The organism is Variovorax sp. FW305-3-2-15-B-LB1, assembly GCF_058787635.1.
Window position 1 is genome coordinate 98,985 of record NZ_JBYSZY010000014.1, and the last position, 13,686, is coordinate 112,670.

15 protein-coding genes are annotated in these 13,686 nt (G+C 66.8%); 9 read left to right on the plus strand and 6 right to left on the minus strand.

Annotation, left to right across the window (positions count from 1 at the left end; translation table 11 throughout):
• Positions 1–57 precede the first annotated feature (57 nt).
• Positions 58–705 carry an FMN-dependent NADH-azoreductase gene (locus tag AC3WQR_RS11660; RefSeq protein WP_159271685.1) on the plus strand — a complete coding sequence of 216 codons (648 nt, stop codon included), beginning with the start codon at positions 58–60 and terminating at the stop codon, positions 703–705.
• 164 nt (positions 706–869) lie between these two features.
• Here the strand turns inward: AC3WQR_RS11660 and AC3WQR_RS11665 are convergent, their stop codons facing one another.
• Positions 870–1,823 carry a GlxA family transcriptional regulator gene (locus AC3WQR_RS11665; protein ID WP_492742114.1) on the minus strand — a complete coding sequence of 318 codons (954 nt, stop codon included), beginning with the start codon at positions 1,821–1,823 and terminating at the stop codon, positions 870–872.
• A 222-nt stretch (positions 1,824–2,045) separates the two neighbouring features.
• On the opposite strand from AC3WQR_RS11665, the gene AC3WQR_RS11670 reads away from it, so the two are divergent.
• The 3 genes from AC3WQR_RS11670 to AC3WQR_RS11680 are packed head-to-tail and all read left to right on the plus strand — an operon-like array spanning position 2,046 to position 3,965.
• Positions 2,046–3,041, plus strand: coding sequence for an SLAC1 anion channel family protein (locus AC3WQR_RS11670; RefSeq protein ID WP_492742115.1), 996 nt, complete (start codon positions 2,046–2,048; stop codon positions 3,039–3,041).
• Positions 3,019–3,642 carry a DUF3501 family protein gene (locus AC3WQR_RS11675; protein ID WP_492742117.1) on the plus strand — a complete coding sequence of 208 codons (624 nt, stop codon included), beginning with the start codon at positions 3,019–3,021 and terminating at the stop codon, positions 3,640–3,642. Before AC3WQR_RS11670 ends, AC3WQR_RS11675 begins: the two co-directional genes overlap by 23 nt.
• Positions 3,639–3,965: a DMT family transporter gene (locus AC3WQR_RS11680; RefSeq protein WP_095948700.1), complete on the plus strand. Its 327-nt coding sequence runs from the start codon at positions 3,639–3,641 to the stop codon at positions 3,963–3,965. The genes AC3WQR_RS11675 and AC3WQR_RS11680 overlap by 4 nt, the downstream gene beginning before the upstream one ends.
• Positions 3,966–4,088: 123 nt before the next feature.
• Here the strand turns inward: AC3WQR_RS11680 and AC3WQR_RS11685 are convergent, their stop codons facing one another.
• From AC3WQR_RS11685 to AC3WQR_RS11700, 4 genes are read right to left on the minus strand one after another with little or no spacing between them, the layout of a single operon-like run.
• Complete coding sequence (locus tag AC3WQR_RS11685; RefSeq protein WP_095745446.1) at positions 4,089–4,646, minus strand: NADPH-dependent FMN reductase; 558 nt, start codon at positions 4,644–4,646, stop codon at positions 4,089–4,091.
• 48 nt (positions 4,647–4,694) lie between these two features.
• Positions 4,695–5,429, minus strand: coding sequence for an amino acid ABC transporter permease (locus AC3WQR_RS11690; RefSeq protein WP_492683893.1), 735 nt, complete (start codon positions 5,427–5,429; stop codon positions 4,695–4,697).
• Positions 5,426–6,142, minus strand: a complete 717-nt coding sequence (locus tag AC3WQR_RS11695; protein ID WP_492742118.1) for an amino acid ABC transporter permease — start codon at positions 6,140–6,142, stop codon at positions 5,426–5,428. Before AC3WQR_RS11695 ends, AC3WQR_RS11690 begins: the two co-directional genes overlap by 4 nt.
• 31 nt (positions 6,143–6,173) lie before the next feature.
• Positions 6,174–7,016 (minus strand): transporter substrate-binding domain-containing protein, encoded by an 843-nt coding sequence (locus AC3WQR_RS11700; RefSeq protein ID WP_492742119.1) that lies wholly within the window; start codon positions 7,014–7,016, stop codon positions 6,174–6,176.
• Positions 7,017–7,242: 226 nt separating this feature from the next.
• Between AC3WQR_RS11700 and AC3WQR_RS11705 the strand changes: the two genes are divergently transcribed.
• The 4 genes from AC3WQR_RS11705 to AC3WQR_RS11720 all read left to right on the plus strand — a co-directional run bounded on the left by AC3WQR_RS11705 (position 7,243) and on the right by AC3WQR_RS11720 (position 11,186).
• A complete protein-coding gene (locus AC3WQR_RS11705) occupies positions 7,243–8,226 on the plus strand; it encodes an aliphatic sulfonate ABC transporter substrate-binding protein (RefSeq protein WP_492742121.1) in 984 nt (327 codons plus the stop codon).
• 19 nt (positions 8,227–8,245) lie between these two features.
• On the plus strand, positions 8,246–9,472 hold the full coding sequence (gene solA / locus AC3WQR_RS11710) for an N-methyl-L-tryptophan oxidase (RefSeq protein ID WP_492742122.1): 1,227 nt from the start codon (positions 8,246–8,248) through the stop codon (positions 9,470–9,472).
• Between the two features lie 65 nt (positions 9,473–9,537).
• The gene (gene panE / locus AC3WQR_RS11715; RefSeq protein ID WP_492742123.1) at positions 9,538–10,470 is read left to right on the plus strand and encodes a 2-dehydropantoate 2-reductase; all 933 of its coding nucleotides are present in this window, start codon (positions 9,538–9,540) and stop codon (positions 10,468–10,470) included.
• A 14-nt stretch (positions 10,471–10,484) separates the two neighbouring features.
• Positions 10,485–11,186: an aspartate/glutamate racemase family protein gene (locus AC3WQR_RS11720; RefSeq protein ID WP_492742124.1), complete on the plus strand. Its 702-nt coding sequence runs from the start codon at positions 10,485–10,487 to the stop codon at positions 11,184–11,186.
• A 31-nt stretch (positions 11,187–11,217) separates the two neighbouring features.
• Here AC3WQR_RS11720 and AC3WQR_RS11725 read toward each other — a convergent pair whose 3' ends face one another.
• Entirely contained in the window at positions 11,218–12,579 is a 1,362-nt protein-coding gene (locus AC3WQR_RS11725) for an NAD(P)/FAD-dependent oxidoreductase (protein WP_492742126.1), read from the minus strand.
• 132 nt (positions 12,580–12,711) lie between these two features.
• On the opposite strand from AC3WQR_RS11725, the gene AC3WQR_RS11730 reads away from it, so the two are divergent.
• Positions 12,712–13,680: an alpha/beta hydrolase family protein gene (locus AC3WQR_RS11730; protein WP_492742127.1), complete on the plus strand. Its 969-nt coding sequence runs from the start codon at positions 12,712–12,714 to the stop codon at positions 13,678–13,680.
• Positions 13,681–13,686 lie beyond the last annotated feature (6 nt).

Sequence of the window (13,686 nt, forward strand, 5' to 3'; positions counted from 1 at the left end):
TCCCAACGCCGGCCACTTCTCAGCGCCGACACCTTGCACAGAAAGTGATTGACTGACATGAAGCTGCTCCACATCGACTCCAGCATCCTCGCCGCCGGCTCCACCTCGCGCCAGCTGACCGCCGAAACCGTCGCCGCCTGGCGCGCAGCCCACCCCGACACCCAGGTCGAGTACCTCGACCTCGCCGTGGACGCGCCCTCGCACTTCGGCGTCGACGCCCTCGGCATCAAGACCGGCGTGCAGGCCCAGCCGACCGAAGCGCAGCTGCGCGAGAACGCCCTGTCGGAAAAGCTGGTGACCCAGTTCCTGGCCGCCGACGTCGTCGTGCTCGGCGCGCCGCTGTACAACTTCACCATCCCGACCCAGCTCAAGGCCTGGATCGACCGCCTCGCGCAAGCCGGCCGCACCTTCAAGTACACCGAGAAGGGCCCCGTCGGCCTGGCCGGTGGCAAGACCGTGATCGTGGCCTCGAGCCGCGGCGGCATCTACTCGACCTCCGAAGGTGGCCAGGCCGCGGAACACCAGGAGAGCTACCTGAAGGTGATCTTCGGCTTCTTCGGCATCACCGACGTGCGCTTCGTGCGCGCCGAGGGCATCGCGATGGGTGACGCCCCCAAGGCCGCCGCCCTGGCCGCCGCCCGCGCCGACATCCTCGTGGCCACGACCGAAGCCGCGAACCAGAAGAACGTCGCGCAAGCCGCCTGAAGCTTCCGCGGCCGGAACGGACTTGTCTGGCTGATGCAAGAGCCAACAGAACCAGTCGCTTAAGAAGCTGGATGTCATTGCCGCTTGGTTGAGCCCATGCAGCGTAGAGCTGTTTGGGCCAATCAAGCGTTCACTGTGCGCTACCCTCTGCAGACCCAAGAGCTTCAGCTGGAGAATCTTTTGCGGTAGTCCGCAGGTCCGACCCCGAGCCGCCGGTGAAACGCCCGGCGAAGACCGTCCCCATTGGCATAGCCTACTTCGTCGGCCAAACCCTTCAACGAAACGTTTGACTCCTCGATGCGCCTACGCGCTGCGTCGATTCGAACGCTCTCGACATAGTCTGCAGGCGTCATGCCAGCCTCAAGTCGAAAAATCCGCGCAAAGTTCCGCTCACTCATCTTTGCTTGCAGGGCGAGCGCAGGCACGCTGAGGTCGGCCCGGAGGTTGCCCAGGACAAAGTCTTGAATCTCACGAATTGCGGAACGCTCGGCGGTCTGGGCCGCGAGGTGCGCACTGAACTGGGACTGGCCCCCGGGGCGCTTCAGAAACATCACCATCTCGCGAGCCACGCGAAGTGCCAGATCGCGCCCATGATCTTCCTCGACCAGAGCGAGCGCGAGATCCATTCCAGCAGATACGCCCGCCGATGTGTAGAGATTCCCATCTCTCACGAATATTGCGTCAGCGTCAACGTCTGTAGTTGGATAGTCCGCGGCAAGTCGGTCTGCTGCATTCCAGTGCGTGGCCACCTTCTTTCCGCTCAGAAGACCGGCTGCTGCCAACACAAAGGCGCCGCTGCAAACCGACCCGATGCGTCGCACCTTCCCACATTGCTGCCGAAGCCACGTCTTGAGCGCTTCGTTGCCCGTCACGCTGTGCACATCTGGACTTCCCGCAACCAGCAACGTGTCGATCGCACCTCGATGGCTGGCAATCGTGGCATCGATCATCAGACGCAGCCCGCTGCTGCTCTTGAGTGCCCCTTCATCTGGAGCGATGACTTGCACGCGGTACGCGCGCGGATCTCCCAGCTGCCTCGAAGCCTCGGCAAAGATGTCAGCCGGGCCGACAACATCAAGCAGCTGAACACGTGGGAAAGCAAGGATGGCGATACGCATCGGGGTGGCTCCGTCATGCACGCCATGGGCGCGCCGTGCCGGAAGTTTGGCGGGATCTCACGGGATTGGCAATTCAAGCCACGGGGTTTGACCATGCTGTAACGAGGTCGGCTGTATCTGCTTGAACATTGGCAGAAAAGAGCGGAGGACTGCAGCCCGCGCCCTCGCCTGTTGGCGGAAACTTTCGCACATGGCACTTTCCGCCAACATACGGAGCAACAAATGACCGCCGATCTCCTCTCTGCTGAACAGCAGTCCCGCCCTGCAGTAACTGGTTCCATCCGAAATCTTCCTGTCAACCTTTTCGGAGCTGTCATGGGCCTCTCAGGCCTTGCACTGGGTTGGCGCCTGGCCACCCGGTCTCTTGGCTTTGGCGTGCAAGTCGCGGATGCCCTGAGCATCTTTTCCAGCCTCGTTTTTCTGGCCATCACGGTCGCGTATCTTTTCAAGCTGGTGAAGCATCCCGACGCTGTCCTGGCCGAGTTCCGCCACCCCATCGCTGGCAACTTCTTCGGAACAATCACCATCTCGCTGTTGCTGCAGTCGGCCGTACTGGGCCACTACTTCGGGCAGGTGGGACTGGTGTTGTGGATCGTTGGCACCGTCACGACACTCCTGGTGAGCTACGTCGTCGTTTCCCGGCTGCTATCCGGCGGGGGTGACCCCTCGCACGCCGTGCCTGCCTGGTTGATTCCCGGTGTTGCCGCGCTGGACATTGCTGTGACCTTCGCCTACACCGATCTACCGGGCTCCGCCGAGACTTTGCGTGTCGCTGCCGGCATTGGCTCGGCCCTCGCCTTGGTGATGTTCACGATGATCGTTGTGAGACTCGTGCAGCGAGAGCCGCTCGCTCCGGCCATGACGCCTTCTCTGATGATTCTCGTGGCTCCGTTTGAGGTTGGCTTCCTCGCCTACACCAATCTCACAGGCGAAGTCGACGCCTTCGCCGCAATGCTCTTTTACTTCGGCCTCTTCCTGTTCCTGGTTCTGGCGCCCAAAGTGTTTCGGCCGGGGATTGCGTTCGGTCCCGCTTGGTGGGCTATCAGCTTCCCCCTTGCCGCGCTCGTCAACGCTGCACTTAAATATGCGTCCGTGCAGTCATCACAGCCCCTGACGTGGCTTGCCTGGGGCTTGCTGATTCTGCTCACCGCGGCTCTGTCGCTACTGACTGTGCGGACCTTCCGTATCGTCTTCAATGGCAAGCTCCTTGCGAACTGAAGTGACCGAAACTCAGCGCTCACCAAGAGGGTCGCAGCCCCTGTCACGAAGGCAGTTTGAGCAGGCACGCGGTACGCACAGCCAACGGCTTCTTGATCTCCGAGCCGCTCGCAGCTTGCCGACAAGGCCTCCATACGCCGTCAGTTTCGAAACCAAGGAGTCGCTTTGGCTGCAGGGCCAGGAGGCCTTGCATGCACAAGGACTCCGAGGAGAAGCAATTGGGATTGAAATCAGCAACTACGTTGCGATGGCTCCTGCACGCAACGAACTGATGGCGCGCATCACATTCGATCCCACGACCGGTCAACAAGAAGTTTCCTCAGCTTCTCGACGTGCCCAACAAACCGATGCCGAGCAGGCAACGGATCTGGTTTTCTGTGGGCATGCTGTAAGAGGCCAACTCAGTAAGCGCACGTTTGAGCACGGCACAGCATCTGAGCTCGTCTTGTATGTCGGATTTCACTTGACGGACCAACAGGCCGCTCACTTCTGCCTGTTCAGCAGCAAGGTGTCCTTTCACGTTGGTCGCTCAAAGCATCGTGTTGCTTCTGTGCCTTTGATCTTGCGCATGCGACTCGCAGCCGAATGGGCCCAATCATGAATGCGGCGACCGCATGGTTAGCGCTTTTCGCCGCTGGGGGACTCGAAATCCTATTTGCCGTCGGGCTGAAATCGGCCACGAGATTCGACCGCCCTTGGGTGTTGGCAGGCACGATCGCTTCGCTTCTCGGCAGCCTGTCACTGCTCACCTTCTCGCTGAGGCATTTGCCAGTCGGTTCTGCCTACGCCGTGTGGACAGGCATCGGTGCGGTCGGAACAGCGATTGTGGGCATGGTTCTCTTGGGAGAGTCGGCTTCGGCGCTCCGGCTACTTTGCATTGGGCTGATTGTCATGGGCGTGGTCGGGCTTAAATCGCTCCACTAGCGGTCCCGAAGAAACCCCTCGTTCTGAGGGGCGAGGAATCTTGTGCAACAGCTAGATAGCTCCGACACCGGAACGAAAAAACCGCCCCGTGGGGCGGTTTTTTCATGGGCGATTGCCTTGCGTTCAGGCTGCCGAATGGGCCTTGACCCAGGCCACGTACTTGTCCATCCATCCCTGGAGGAATTTCTGCGTGCCTTCGTTGCCGATATGGCCCTTGTCGTCGAACAGGCCGTCCTTGGCCTGCAGGAACACCTCGGGGCCGCCCATCGTGGGCGCGTCGAGGTACGCCAGGATGTTGCGCAGGTGCTGCTGCGCCAGCGCGGTGCCGATGGCGCCCACCGAGATGCCGAGCACGCCGGTCGGCTTGCCGGCCCAGACGCTCTGGCCATAGGGGCGCGAGGCGTGGTCGATGGCGTTCTTCAGCACGCCGGGGATCGAGCGGTTGTATTCGGGCGTGACGAACAGCACGCCCTGCGCGGCGGCCACTTCGCTCTTGAGGCGCTTCACCTGCGCGGCCTGATTGCCGTCGTCGTCCTGGTTGTACAGCGGCAGGTCGTCGATGCGCAGGGTTTCGAACGTGAAGTCCGACGGCGCGAGGTGCGCCAGCGCCAGGGCCAGCTTGTGGTTGAACGAATCCTTGCGCAGGCTGCCGACGATGACGGCGATCCGGGTCTGTGCCATGGGTGGAACTCCTTGAAATGGAAAAGGCTGTCGGAATGACCGGGACGATTATGCGAAGCGCTCAAGACCTTTTCCAGAAAAGTTCATGACAACCGGCGCACCCGCCTGCGCGCGGCGCACGACTCCGTGGGCCAGCCGGTCCAGCCCGGTGCACAGCAGCCAGTAGATCGCGCCCACCAGCACGAAGATCTCCGCCGGATAGACCATGGTGCGCGCGTTCACCTGCGAGGCCACGAACGACAGTTCGCCCACGCCCACCACGTAGGCCAGCGAGCTGTCCTTCACGAGCGTGACCCATTGGTTGACGAACGACGGCAGCATCATCCGCAGCGCCTGCGGCAGCACGACATGGCGCAGCGTGCCCCAGCGCGTGAGCCCGAGCGACAGCCCCGCCGCCCACTGCCCCGCCCCGATGCCACGGATGCCCGCATGCACCGCGTGCGCCAGGTAGGCACCGCCCACCAGCGACAGCGCGCACATCACCGACAACACGCCCGGCACGCTCACGCCCAGCGCGAACGGCAGCAGGAAGTAGGTCCAGAAGATCAGCATCAGCACCGGGATCGCACGCAGGAAGGCCAGCCCCAGCGTCAGCACGCGCTTCAGCGGCCCCCGCGCCATGGCCAGCCCGATGCCCCACGCCAAGCCGAGTAGCGCCGACGCGATGCCCGAGCCGGCACTGAGCAGCACCGTGAGCGCCGCACCGCCCAGCTCGCCCTGCGGAAAGGCGCCCCACAGCAGGTACGGCAGGCTGTCCCACAGCATGTGCAGCGCGTCGCTCATGCAGCCGCCCTCCCCGGCACCGCCGACTGCCGACGCGCAGCCCACGCAGCCAGCAGCTCGATCGCGCCGATGGTCACGATGTAGAGCAGCGTCGCCACGCCGAAGGACTGGAAGGTCTTGAAGGTCTCGGCCTCGACCTGGCGCGAGGCGTACGACAGCTCGACCAGCCCCACGGCCATCGCGAGCGAGGTGTTCTTGACGATGTTCATGTACTGCCCCAGCAGCGGCGGCAACGCGATGCGCAGCGCCTGCGGCAGCACCACCTGCGCCAGCACCTGCGCGCGCGTGAAGCCCAGCGCCTGTGCCGCCAGCGTCTGCCCCTCAGGCACGCCGCGGATGCCCGAGCGGATGTCCTCCCCCACGTAGGCCGCCGCATACAGCGTGAGCCCGAGCAGCGCCGACAGAAGCTCGAAGGAAATGAAGCGCCCCGCCAGCAGCCCTTCGCGCAGCGCCTCGGGCAACAAACTGGGCGCGCCGAAGTACCAGAAGAAGAGCTGCACCAGCAGCGGCGTGTTGCGAAACAGCGAGACGTACGCGCCGCTCGCGCGCAGCCACGCGGGCCGGCTCGACGAGCGTCCCGCCGCCACGACGACGCCCAGCAGCGTGGCGCCCGCCGCCACCAGCAGCGAGGCGCCCACGGTCACGAGCCAGCCGTCGAGCAGCCAGCCGAGGTAATGGGGCGCGAGCAGGTGCTCGCGCAGGAAATCGCTCAAGGCCGCATCGATCCGGTCGTTGCGTGCCCCATCAGTTGGCGGCCACGCGCTGGTCGCCGATCTTCAGCAGGCGCGGCAGCGGCGCCTTGCTGTTCGGACCGAACCAGGTGTCGTAGATCGCCACGGCGCGGCCGTTCTTCTCGCTGTCGACCAGCCAGGCGTTGAGCGTCTCGAGCAGGCGCGTCTCGCCCTTGGCCACGGCCGCGCCGAGGTATTCCTTCGACACCGTGATCGCCGGGATCTCGTACTTCTCCTTGTCGGGAATCGCGTTCCACTGCGCCGTGAGCTTCACGCCGTCGTTGGTGATGGCCTGCACGTTGCCGTTGCGCAGTGCGGCCAGCGCAAAGGGCGAATCATCGTAGAGCACGACCTTGGCGTCGGGGTAGTTCTTGCGCAGGTTCGACTCCATCGTCGTGCCCTTCTCGGTGCCGATGCGGATGTCCTTGATCTGCGCGGCCTCCTTCAGCACGCCCTTCTTCGCCAGGAACTGCTGGCCGACCAGGAAGTACGGCGTGGTGAAGTCGACGGCCTTGGCGCGTTCGTCGGTGATGGTGAAGCTGGCGAACACCACGTCGGCCTTGCCCGAGGTGAGCAGCGGGATGCGGTTGGCCGGGTTGGTCGGCACCAGCTCGATCTTCACGCCCAGGCTCTTCGCGAACTCGGTGGCCAAGTCGATGTCGTGGCCCACCTGCTTCTTGCTGGCCGGATCGATGTAGCCGAAGGGCGGGTTGCCGTCGAACGCGGCCACGCGCAGCACGCCGGCCTTGCGGATGTCGTCGAGCTTGTCGGCCCAGGCGATGTTGCCCAGGGTGGTGAAGGCGCCGAGGGCCAGGGCCAGGCTGGTCACGGTGAAAGAGTGGGTGTTGCGGGTCATGCCTGCGCTTCGCTGGAAGTGGAAAAAGAGAGCGCGACTCTAGGCAGCGCCGCGTGCGGCGCCAACGAAGCAATTTCCGCTTGCATATGCAGCGATGAGTTGCGCATGAACAAATGACAAAAGCTTCGTGGCGCGAGACAGCATCGGTCCCTAGAGTGGCCAGCCTCTGCCTTTCGACTGACTGCTTTTTTCTTCTTCGGCCGCGTGATGCGGCCCCGCTCTTCCCATGCACTTCCCACGCTCTTCCTCGCCCGCCGTCTCCCGGCGCCTTCTGCTTCGCGCCGGCGTCGGTGCTGCCGCCGTGGCCGCGTCGGCCCCGCTGTTCGCGCAGACGCGCGCCCGCACGCTGCGCATCGGTTATCAGAAGTTCAACACGCTCAACATCCTCAAGGGCACGGGCCAGCTCGAGAAGGCGCTGGCGCCGGCCGGCGTGAACGTCGAGTGGCGCGAGTTCCTCGGCGGCAGCCAGCTGTCGGAAGCACTGGCGGCCAGCGCCATCGACTTCGGCCACGCCTCCGACGGCATCGGCGTGTTCCAGCAGGCCAGCGGCAAGGGCCTGGTCTACCTCGCGGCCGAAAGCCCCTACCCCGGCGGCGTCGGCTTCCTGGTGCCGCGCGACTCGCCGATCCGCAACGTGCGCGACCTCAAGGGCAAGAAGGTCGTCACCGGCCGCGGCTACAACACCCAGTACGTGCTGATCCGCGCACTCGAGGCGGCCGGCCTGCGCTATGAAGACATCGAGCCGGTGTACATCGTCACGGCCTCCGACACCGTGGCCGCCTACCAGTCGGGCAGCGTCGCGGCCATCGGTCTGTGGGACCCGTTCCTGGCCGGCGCGCAGGTGGCGACCGAGTCGCGCCTGCTGTTCGACGGCACCGGCCTGAGCGGCAACCGCACCTACCACTTCGCCCAACCCGCCTTCGCGCGCGCCAACGCCGACACGCTGCGCACCGTGTTTGCCGAGCTGCGCAAGGCCAACGATTGGGCCCAAGCCCACCCCGGCGACGTGGTGGCCACACTCGCGCCGCAACTGAAGGTCGAGCCCAAGGTGCTGGCGCTGGCGACCGAACGGCGGCACTATGGCGTCGTGGCCCTCACGCCCGCCATCGCCCGCGAACAGCAGGGCCTGGCCGACGTGTTCGCGCAGCTGAAGCTCATTCCCCAGCCCATCGCGGTGAAGGATGCGTTTCTCGACCTGAACCTTGTGTGACGACGAAACCTCTCGCCCCGTGACCCGTTCTCCTACCCACTACGACGCGATCGTCATCGGCCTGGGCGCCCTCGGCGCGGCCTCCCTCTACCAGCTCTCGCAACGCGGCGCGCGTGTGCTCGGCATCGACCAGTTCGCGCCGCCGCACGACCGCGGCTCCTCGCACGGCGACTCGCGCATCACGCGGCTGGCCGTCGGCGAAGGCGACGAGTACGTGCCGCTGGTGCACCGCTCGCACGCCATCTGGCGCGAGCTCGAGGCGCGCACCGGCCGCCCGCTGATGACCACCACCGGCGGCCTCATCCTCGCGCCGCGCGACCGCGTGGCCGCGCACCACGGCAAGTCCGACTTCGTGCGCCGCACCATCGCCTGCGCCGAGCGCTTCGACATCGCGCACGAGGTGCTCGACGCCGCCGGCATCCGCGCGCGCTACCCGCAGTTCCACCTGCAGGGCGACGAGATCGGCTACCTCGAACGCGACGCCGGCTTCGTGCGCCCCGAAGACGCCATCGCCGCCCAGCTCGCCGTGGCCCGCGCCGACGGCGCACAGACCCGCACCGGCGAGCGCGTGCTGGGCGTCGAGCCCGTGGGCAACGGCGACACCGTGCGCGTGCGCACCGAGACCGCGAGCTTCACCGCCGACCAGGTGGTGGTCGCAGCCGGCGCCTGGCTGCCCGAGTTCCTCGGCCGTCAGGCGCGCACCGACTGGCAGGCCCACTTCTCGGTGCACCGCCAGGTGATGCACTGGTTCGACACCGGCCCCGCCGCTGCGGCCGACTTCGCGCCTGGGCGCTTCCCGATCTTCATCTGGATGTTCGGCGACGCGCAGGAAGACTACATGTACGGCTTTCCGGCCTCCGACGCGTCGCAGCCCGCGCTGAAGGTCGCCACCGAGCAGTACGTCGACGCCACCACACCCGACGCGCTCGACCGCGAGGTGAGCGCCGAAGAAACCGCCGCCATGTACCGCGACCGCGTGGCCGGACGCTTTCCGCAGATCGCGGGGCACGCGCTCAAGGCCCGCGCCTGCATGTACACCGTGACGCCCGACCGCCGCTTCGTGATCGACGCGCTCGACGGCCTGCCCAACGTGCTGATCGTCTCGGCCTGCTCCGGCCACGGCTTCAAGCACTCGGCCGGGCTGGGCGACGCCATCGCCGACCGCGTGCTGGGCCGCGAGAACGCGCACGGCCTCGACCTGCGGCCCTTTGCCCGCGAGCGGCTGGCGACCTCGCAACACCCCTGAGGCGCCCGCGCGCGATCCGGGGCATCATCGCTTCCGATCTTCAGTTTCTTCGGAGGCAGCGCGCGATGCGATTCCTGATGGTGGGTGCGGGAGCACTCGGTGGTTACTTCGGCGCACGCCTGCTCGCGGCAGGCCGCGATGTGACCTTTCTACTGCGTCCCGGCCGCGCGGCCCAGCTGGCTACGACCGGACTCGTGGTGCGCAGCCCCTTCGGCGACCTCGACCTGCCCACGCCGAAGCATGTGCTGGCCGAGCAGATCGGCGGCCCGTACGACGTGGTCGTGGTCGGCTGCAAGGCCTACGACCTCGACGCCACCATGGATTCGTTCGCGCCCGCCGTCGGACCCGACACCGTCATCCTCCCGCTGCTCAACGGCCTGGGCCACATCGACCGGCTGGTCGCGCGCTTCGGCGAGGCGCGCGTGCTCGGCGGCCTGTGCATGATCTCCGCCACCCTCGACGACGAGGGCCGCGTGCAGCACCTGAACGACATGCACAGCCTGAGCTACGGCGAACGCGCCGGCGGGCGCTCGCCGCGCATCGACGCCATCGCGGCCCAGTTCGCCGGCGCGAACTTCACGGCCACCGCGAGCGAGACCATCGCACAGGACATGTGGGAGAAGTGGGTCTTCATCGCCTCGGCCGCGGGCCTCACGAGCCTGATGCACGCCTCCATCGGCGACATCGTGGCCGCCGGCGGCGAGGACGTGGCGCTTGCGATCTTCGACGAGTGCTGCGCCATCGCCGCCCACAACGGCTTTGCCCCGCGGCCCGGCGCCCTCACGCGCGGCCGCGCAGTGGTCACGACCGCCGGCTCGCCCATGACCGCCTCGATGTACAAGGACATGGCCCGCGGCGCACGCGTCGAGGCCGACCACATCCTGGGCGACCTGCTGGCCCGCGCGCCGCGCACCGCATCGGCCACACCGTCGGTGCTGCGCACGGCCTACGTGCACCTGAAGGCCTACGAGTTCCGGCGCGCCCGCGAGGCCGGTTGAACGGCAGCCACGTCATGGCCGACACGCTCGCCTTCCTCCATACCGCGCAGGTGCATGTGCAGACCTTCGGCAGCCTGGCCCGCGAGATCGCGCCCGAGCTGCGCGTGCAGCACCTGGTGATGGAAGAGCTGCTCGCCGATGCGCGCACCCTGGGCATCGACCACGCCGGCCTGGTGGCGCGCGTCCACGAGGCCATGCGCGACGCCGCCTCGGACGGCGCCTCGGTGGTCGTGTGCACCTGCTCGACCATCGGCGGCATCGCCGAGAAGACCGCCACCGGCGGCGCCTTTGCGGCCCTGCGCATCGACCGCGCGATGGCCGACCGTGCCGTGCGCAACGGCCCGCGCGTGCTGATCGTCGGCGCCGTCGAAAGCACCATCGACCCGACCCTGTCGCTCGTGCTTTCAGCCGCGCGGCAAGCCGGCGTCGGCATCCGCGCCAGCACGCTGCTGGTCGAGGATGCCTGGGTGCATTTCCAGTCCGGCGACATCACGCGCTACGTGGCCACGCTGGCCGAATCGATCCGCACTGCGGCCGACGGGACCGACGTGATCGTGCTGGCGCAGGCGTCGATGGCGCCCGTGACGGGGTTGCTGGCGGACCTCAAGGTCGAGGTGCTCAGCAGCCCGCAACTGGGGGTGGCGCATGCGGTGGCGACGTTGCGCGCATCGAACACCGCGTGGGCGTCCGCCCGTACCGGCCTGACGGGCTGGTAGCCCTGCGGCGCGAACCCGCCTCTGGGCGCGCCTAGTCCGACTTCAGGATCGTCTCCCCCTTCAACGCCCCCATGTCGCGGATGTTGAAGCGGTGGCGCTTCCAGCCCGCCCAGGTGCGGCGGAAGTTGGCGAGGGAAATGCCGTAGTACAGCACCTTGAACATGCGCAGCGCGCCCCACATCGGCGTGCCCTTGTAGATGTCGCCGGCCAGCAGCGACATCAGCGCCTCCTTCACCCGGAACGGGTTGCCGGGGTACATGAACATGTCGCGGATGGTCGGGTTGGTCACGCGGTAGATGAACCACGAGTACTCGCGCGGGCCCTTGCGCATCATGGCCTCGAAGCCTTCGCGGGCGCGGGCCAGCTCGGCCGGCTGGTCGAGCGCGGTGGCCACCAGCTCGGCGCCGTCGAAGGCGCTGTGCATCGCCAGGTACACGCCCGAGGAGAACATCGGGTCGATGAAGGTGAAGGCGTCGCCCAGCAGCAGGTAGTTGTCGCCGGTGGCGTGCGTGCTCGAGTACGAGAAATTGCCCGTGGCGTGCACGGCGTCGTCGACCAGGGTGGCGTTCTTCAGGCGGTCGGCCAGCACCGGACACAGCGCGATGGTGTCGTAGAAGAATTCCTTCAGCGATTTTTCGCGCGTCTTCAGGTAGTAGGGCCAGCACACCGCGCCCACGCTGGTCGTGCCGTCGGCCAGCGGAATGAACCAGAACCAGCCGTGCGGAAACCAGCAGATGCTGATGTTGCCTTCCTTCTTGCCCTCGAGCCGCTCGGCGTTCGTGAAGTGGCCGAACAGCGCGGTGCTGTTGTGGTCGGGGTTCTTCTGCTTGCAGCGGAATTTGTTGGCCAGCAGCGTGTCGCGGCCCGTGGCGTCGACCACGAAGCGCGCGCGCCAGCTGCGCTTGGCGCCGTCGTCCATCACGGCCTGCACGGTGGCGCCGTCGGCGTCGAAGGTCACGTCGCGCACCTTGCAGCCCTCGAAGGCCTGGGCGCCGCGCGTGGCGGCGTTGCGGAACAGCAGCTCGTCGAGCTCGGAGCGGCGCACCTGCCAGGCGGAGTCGAGCGACTTGTCCCAGCCTTCGGCGAACTCCACGTAGCTGCGGTGCTCATGCTCGGGCGAGACGAACTCGATGCCGAACTTCGGCATGCCGATCTTCTCGACCTGGTCACGCACGCCGAGCCTGTCGAACAGCTCGACGTTCGCGGGCAGCAGCGACTCGCCGATGTGAAAACGCGGGTGGTGCTCTTTCTCGACCAGCACCACCTTGCGGCCCTGCTGCGCCAGCAGCGCCGCGACGGTCGAGCCCGCGGGGCCGCCGCCGATCACGAACACATCGCAGGAATCGCTGACAGAAGAAGGAGCACCGGAAGAAGAAACCTGAGGCTGGGACATGCGAAGACAAGCAGCGTGATGGACAGCGACAGAGCATAGCGCGCCCGCATCGCACGACGCAAAACGGGCTGGCGGCGCGGGGCCGGAGGCGGCACACTGGCGGCCCGTTCAGCCCTCAACCCCTTGCGCACCATGACCCTGCATCGCCTTGCCCTGCTCGCCGCCCTCTGCCTGTCTGCCGCATGGAGCCATGCCGCGGGCTTCAGCTTCATCGAGGTGCCGGCCGACAAGGACGGGCCGGCCTTGCGCGGCGCGGTGTGGACGCCTTGCGAGGCGGCGCCCGGCGAGATCGCGTTCGGCCTGATCGCCATTTCGGCCACCAAGGACTGCCCCGTCGTCGGCACGGGCCTGCCGCTGGCGCTGATGTCGCACGGCTCGGGCGGCTCGTTCCTCGGGCACCACGACACGGCGGCGGCGCTGGCCGACGCGGGCTTCGTGGTCGCCGCCATCAACCATCCGAACGACAACTTCCAGGACATGGAGCGCCGGGGCCATCTCTCGACATTTGCCGCGCGACCCATCGACATGCGGCGGCTGGCGGATCACATGCTCAAGACGTGGCCCGGCCACACAAAGATTGCCGCCGACCAGGTCGGCTTCTTCGGCTTCTCGCGCGGCGGCTACACCGGCCTCGTGGCGACAGGCGCGGTGCCCGACTTCAAGCTGGGCCTGCGCTTTTGTACGCCGGCATCGAAGATTCCGTTCTGCGGCCAGATCCAACGCCAGGAACTGCCCGCGCCGCCGGTGCGCGATGCGCGCATCAAGGCGGCGGTGATCGTCGACCCGTTGAGCTTTTTCGATGCAGAGGGGCTGAAGCAGGTCACGGTGCCCGTCCAGCTCTGGGCCTCCGCGCGCGGCGGCGACGGGGTGACGCTGGACGACGTCGAAGCGGTTCGCCGCAACCTGCCTTCAGCGCCGGCCTGGTACGTGCCCGCGAACACCGCGCACTTCGCCTTCCTGGCGCCCTGCGCGCCAGCCATGGCCAAGGCCTTGCCGGAGATCTGCAGCGATGCCGGCGGCTTCGACCGCGTCGCCTTCCACGCCGACTTCAATGCCAAGGTGCTCGCCTTCTTCAGGCAGCACCTGGCATCGAAACCCTGACCCGGC

What these genes read in the sequence shown, in the direction of transcription:
- AC3WQR_RS11660 (WP_159271685.1), top strand. Translation starts at nt 58, where the DNA reads ATGAAGCTGCTCCACATCGACTCCAGCATCCTCGCCGCCGGCTCCACC.
- AC3WQR_RS11665 (WP_492742114.1), bottom strand. Translation starts at nt 1,823, where the DNA reads ATGCGTATCGCCATCCTTGCTTTCCCACGTGTTCAGCTGCTTGATGTT.
- AC3WQR_RS11670 (WP_492742115.1), top strand. Translation starts at nt 2,046, where the DNA reads ATGACCGCCGATCTCCTCTCTGCTGAACAGCAGTCCCGCCCTGCAGTA.
- AC3WQR_RS11675 (WP_492742117.1), top strand. Translation starts at nt 3,019, where the DNA reads ATGGCAAGCTCCTTGCGAACTGAAGTGACCGAAACTCAGCGCTCACCA.
- AC3WQR_RS11680 (WP_095948700.1), top strand. Translation starts at nt 3,639, where the DNA reads ATGAATGCGGCGACCGCATGGTTAGCGCTTTTCGCCGCTGGGGGACTC.
- AC3WQR_RS11685 (WP_095745446.1), bottom strand. Translation starts at nt 4,646, where the DNA reads ATGGCACAGACCCGGATCGCCGTCATCGTCGGCAGCCTGCGCAAGGAT.
- AC3WQR_RS11690 (WP_492683893.1), bottom strand. Translation starts at nt 5,429, where the DNA reads ATGAGCGACGCGCTGCACATGCTGTGGGACAGCCTGCCGTACCTGCTG.
- AC3WQR_RS11700 (WP_492742119.1), bottom strand. Translation starts at nt 7,016, where the DNA reads ATGACCCGCAACACCCACTCTTTCACCGTGACCAGCCTGGCCCTGGCC.
- AC3WQR_RS11705 (WP_492742121.1), top strand. Translation starts at nt 7,243, where the DNA reads ATGCACTTCCCACGCTCTTCCTCGCCCGCCGTCTCCCGGCGCCTTCTG.
- panE (WP_492742123.1), top strand. Translation starts at nt 9,538, where the DNA reads ATGCGATTCCTGATGGTGGGTGCGGGAGCACTCGGTGGTTACTTCGGC.
- AC3WQR_RS11720 (WP_492742124.1), top strand. Translation starts at nt 10,485, where the DNA reads ATGGCCGACACGCTCGCCTTCCTCCATACCGCGCAGGTGCATGTGCAG.
- AC3WQR_RS11725 (WP_492742126.1), bottom strand. Translation starts at nt 12,579, where the DNA reads ATGTCCCAGCCTCAGGTTTCTTCTTCCGGTGCTCCTTCTTCTGTCAGC.
- AC3WQR_RS11730 (WP_492742127.1), top strand. Translation starts at nt 12,712, where the DNA reads ATGACCCTGCATCGCCTTGCCCTGCTCGCCGCCCTCTGCCTGTCTGCC.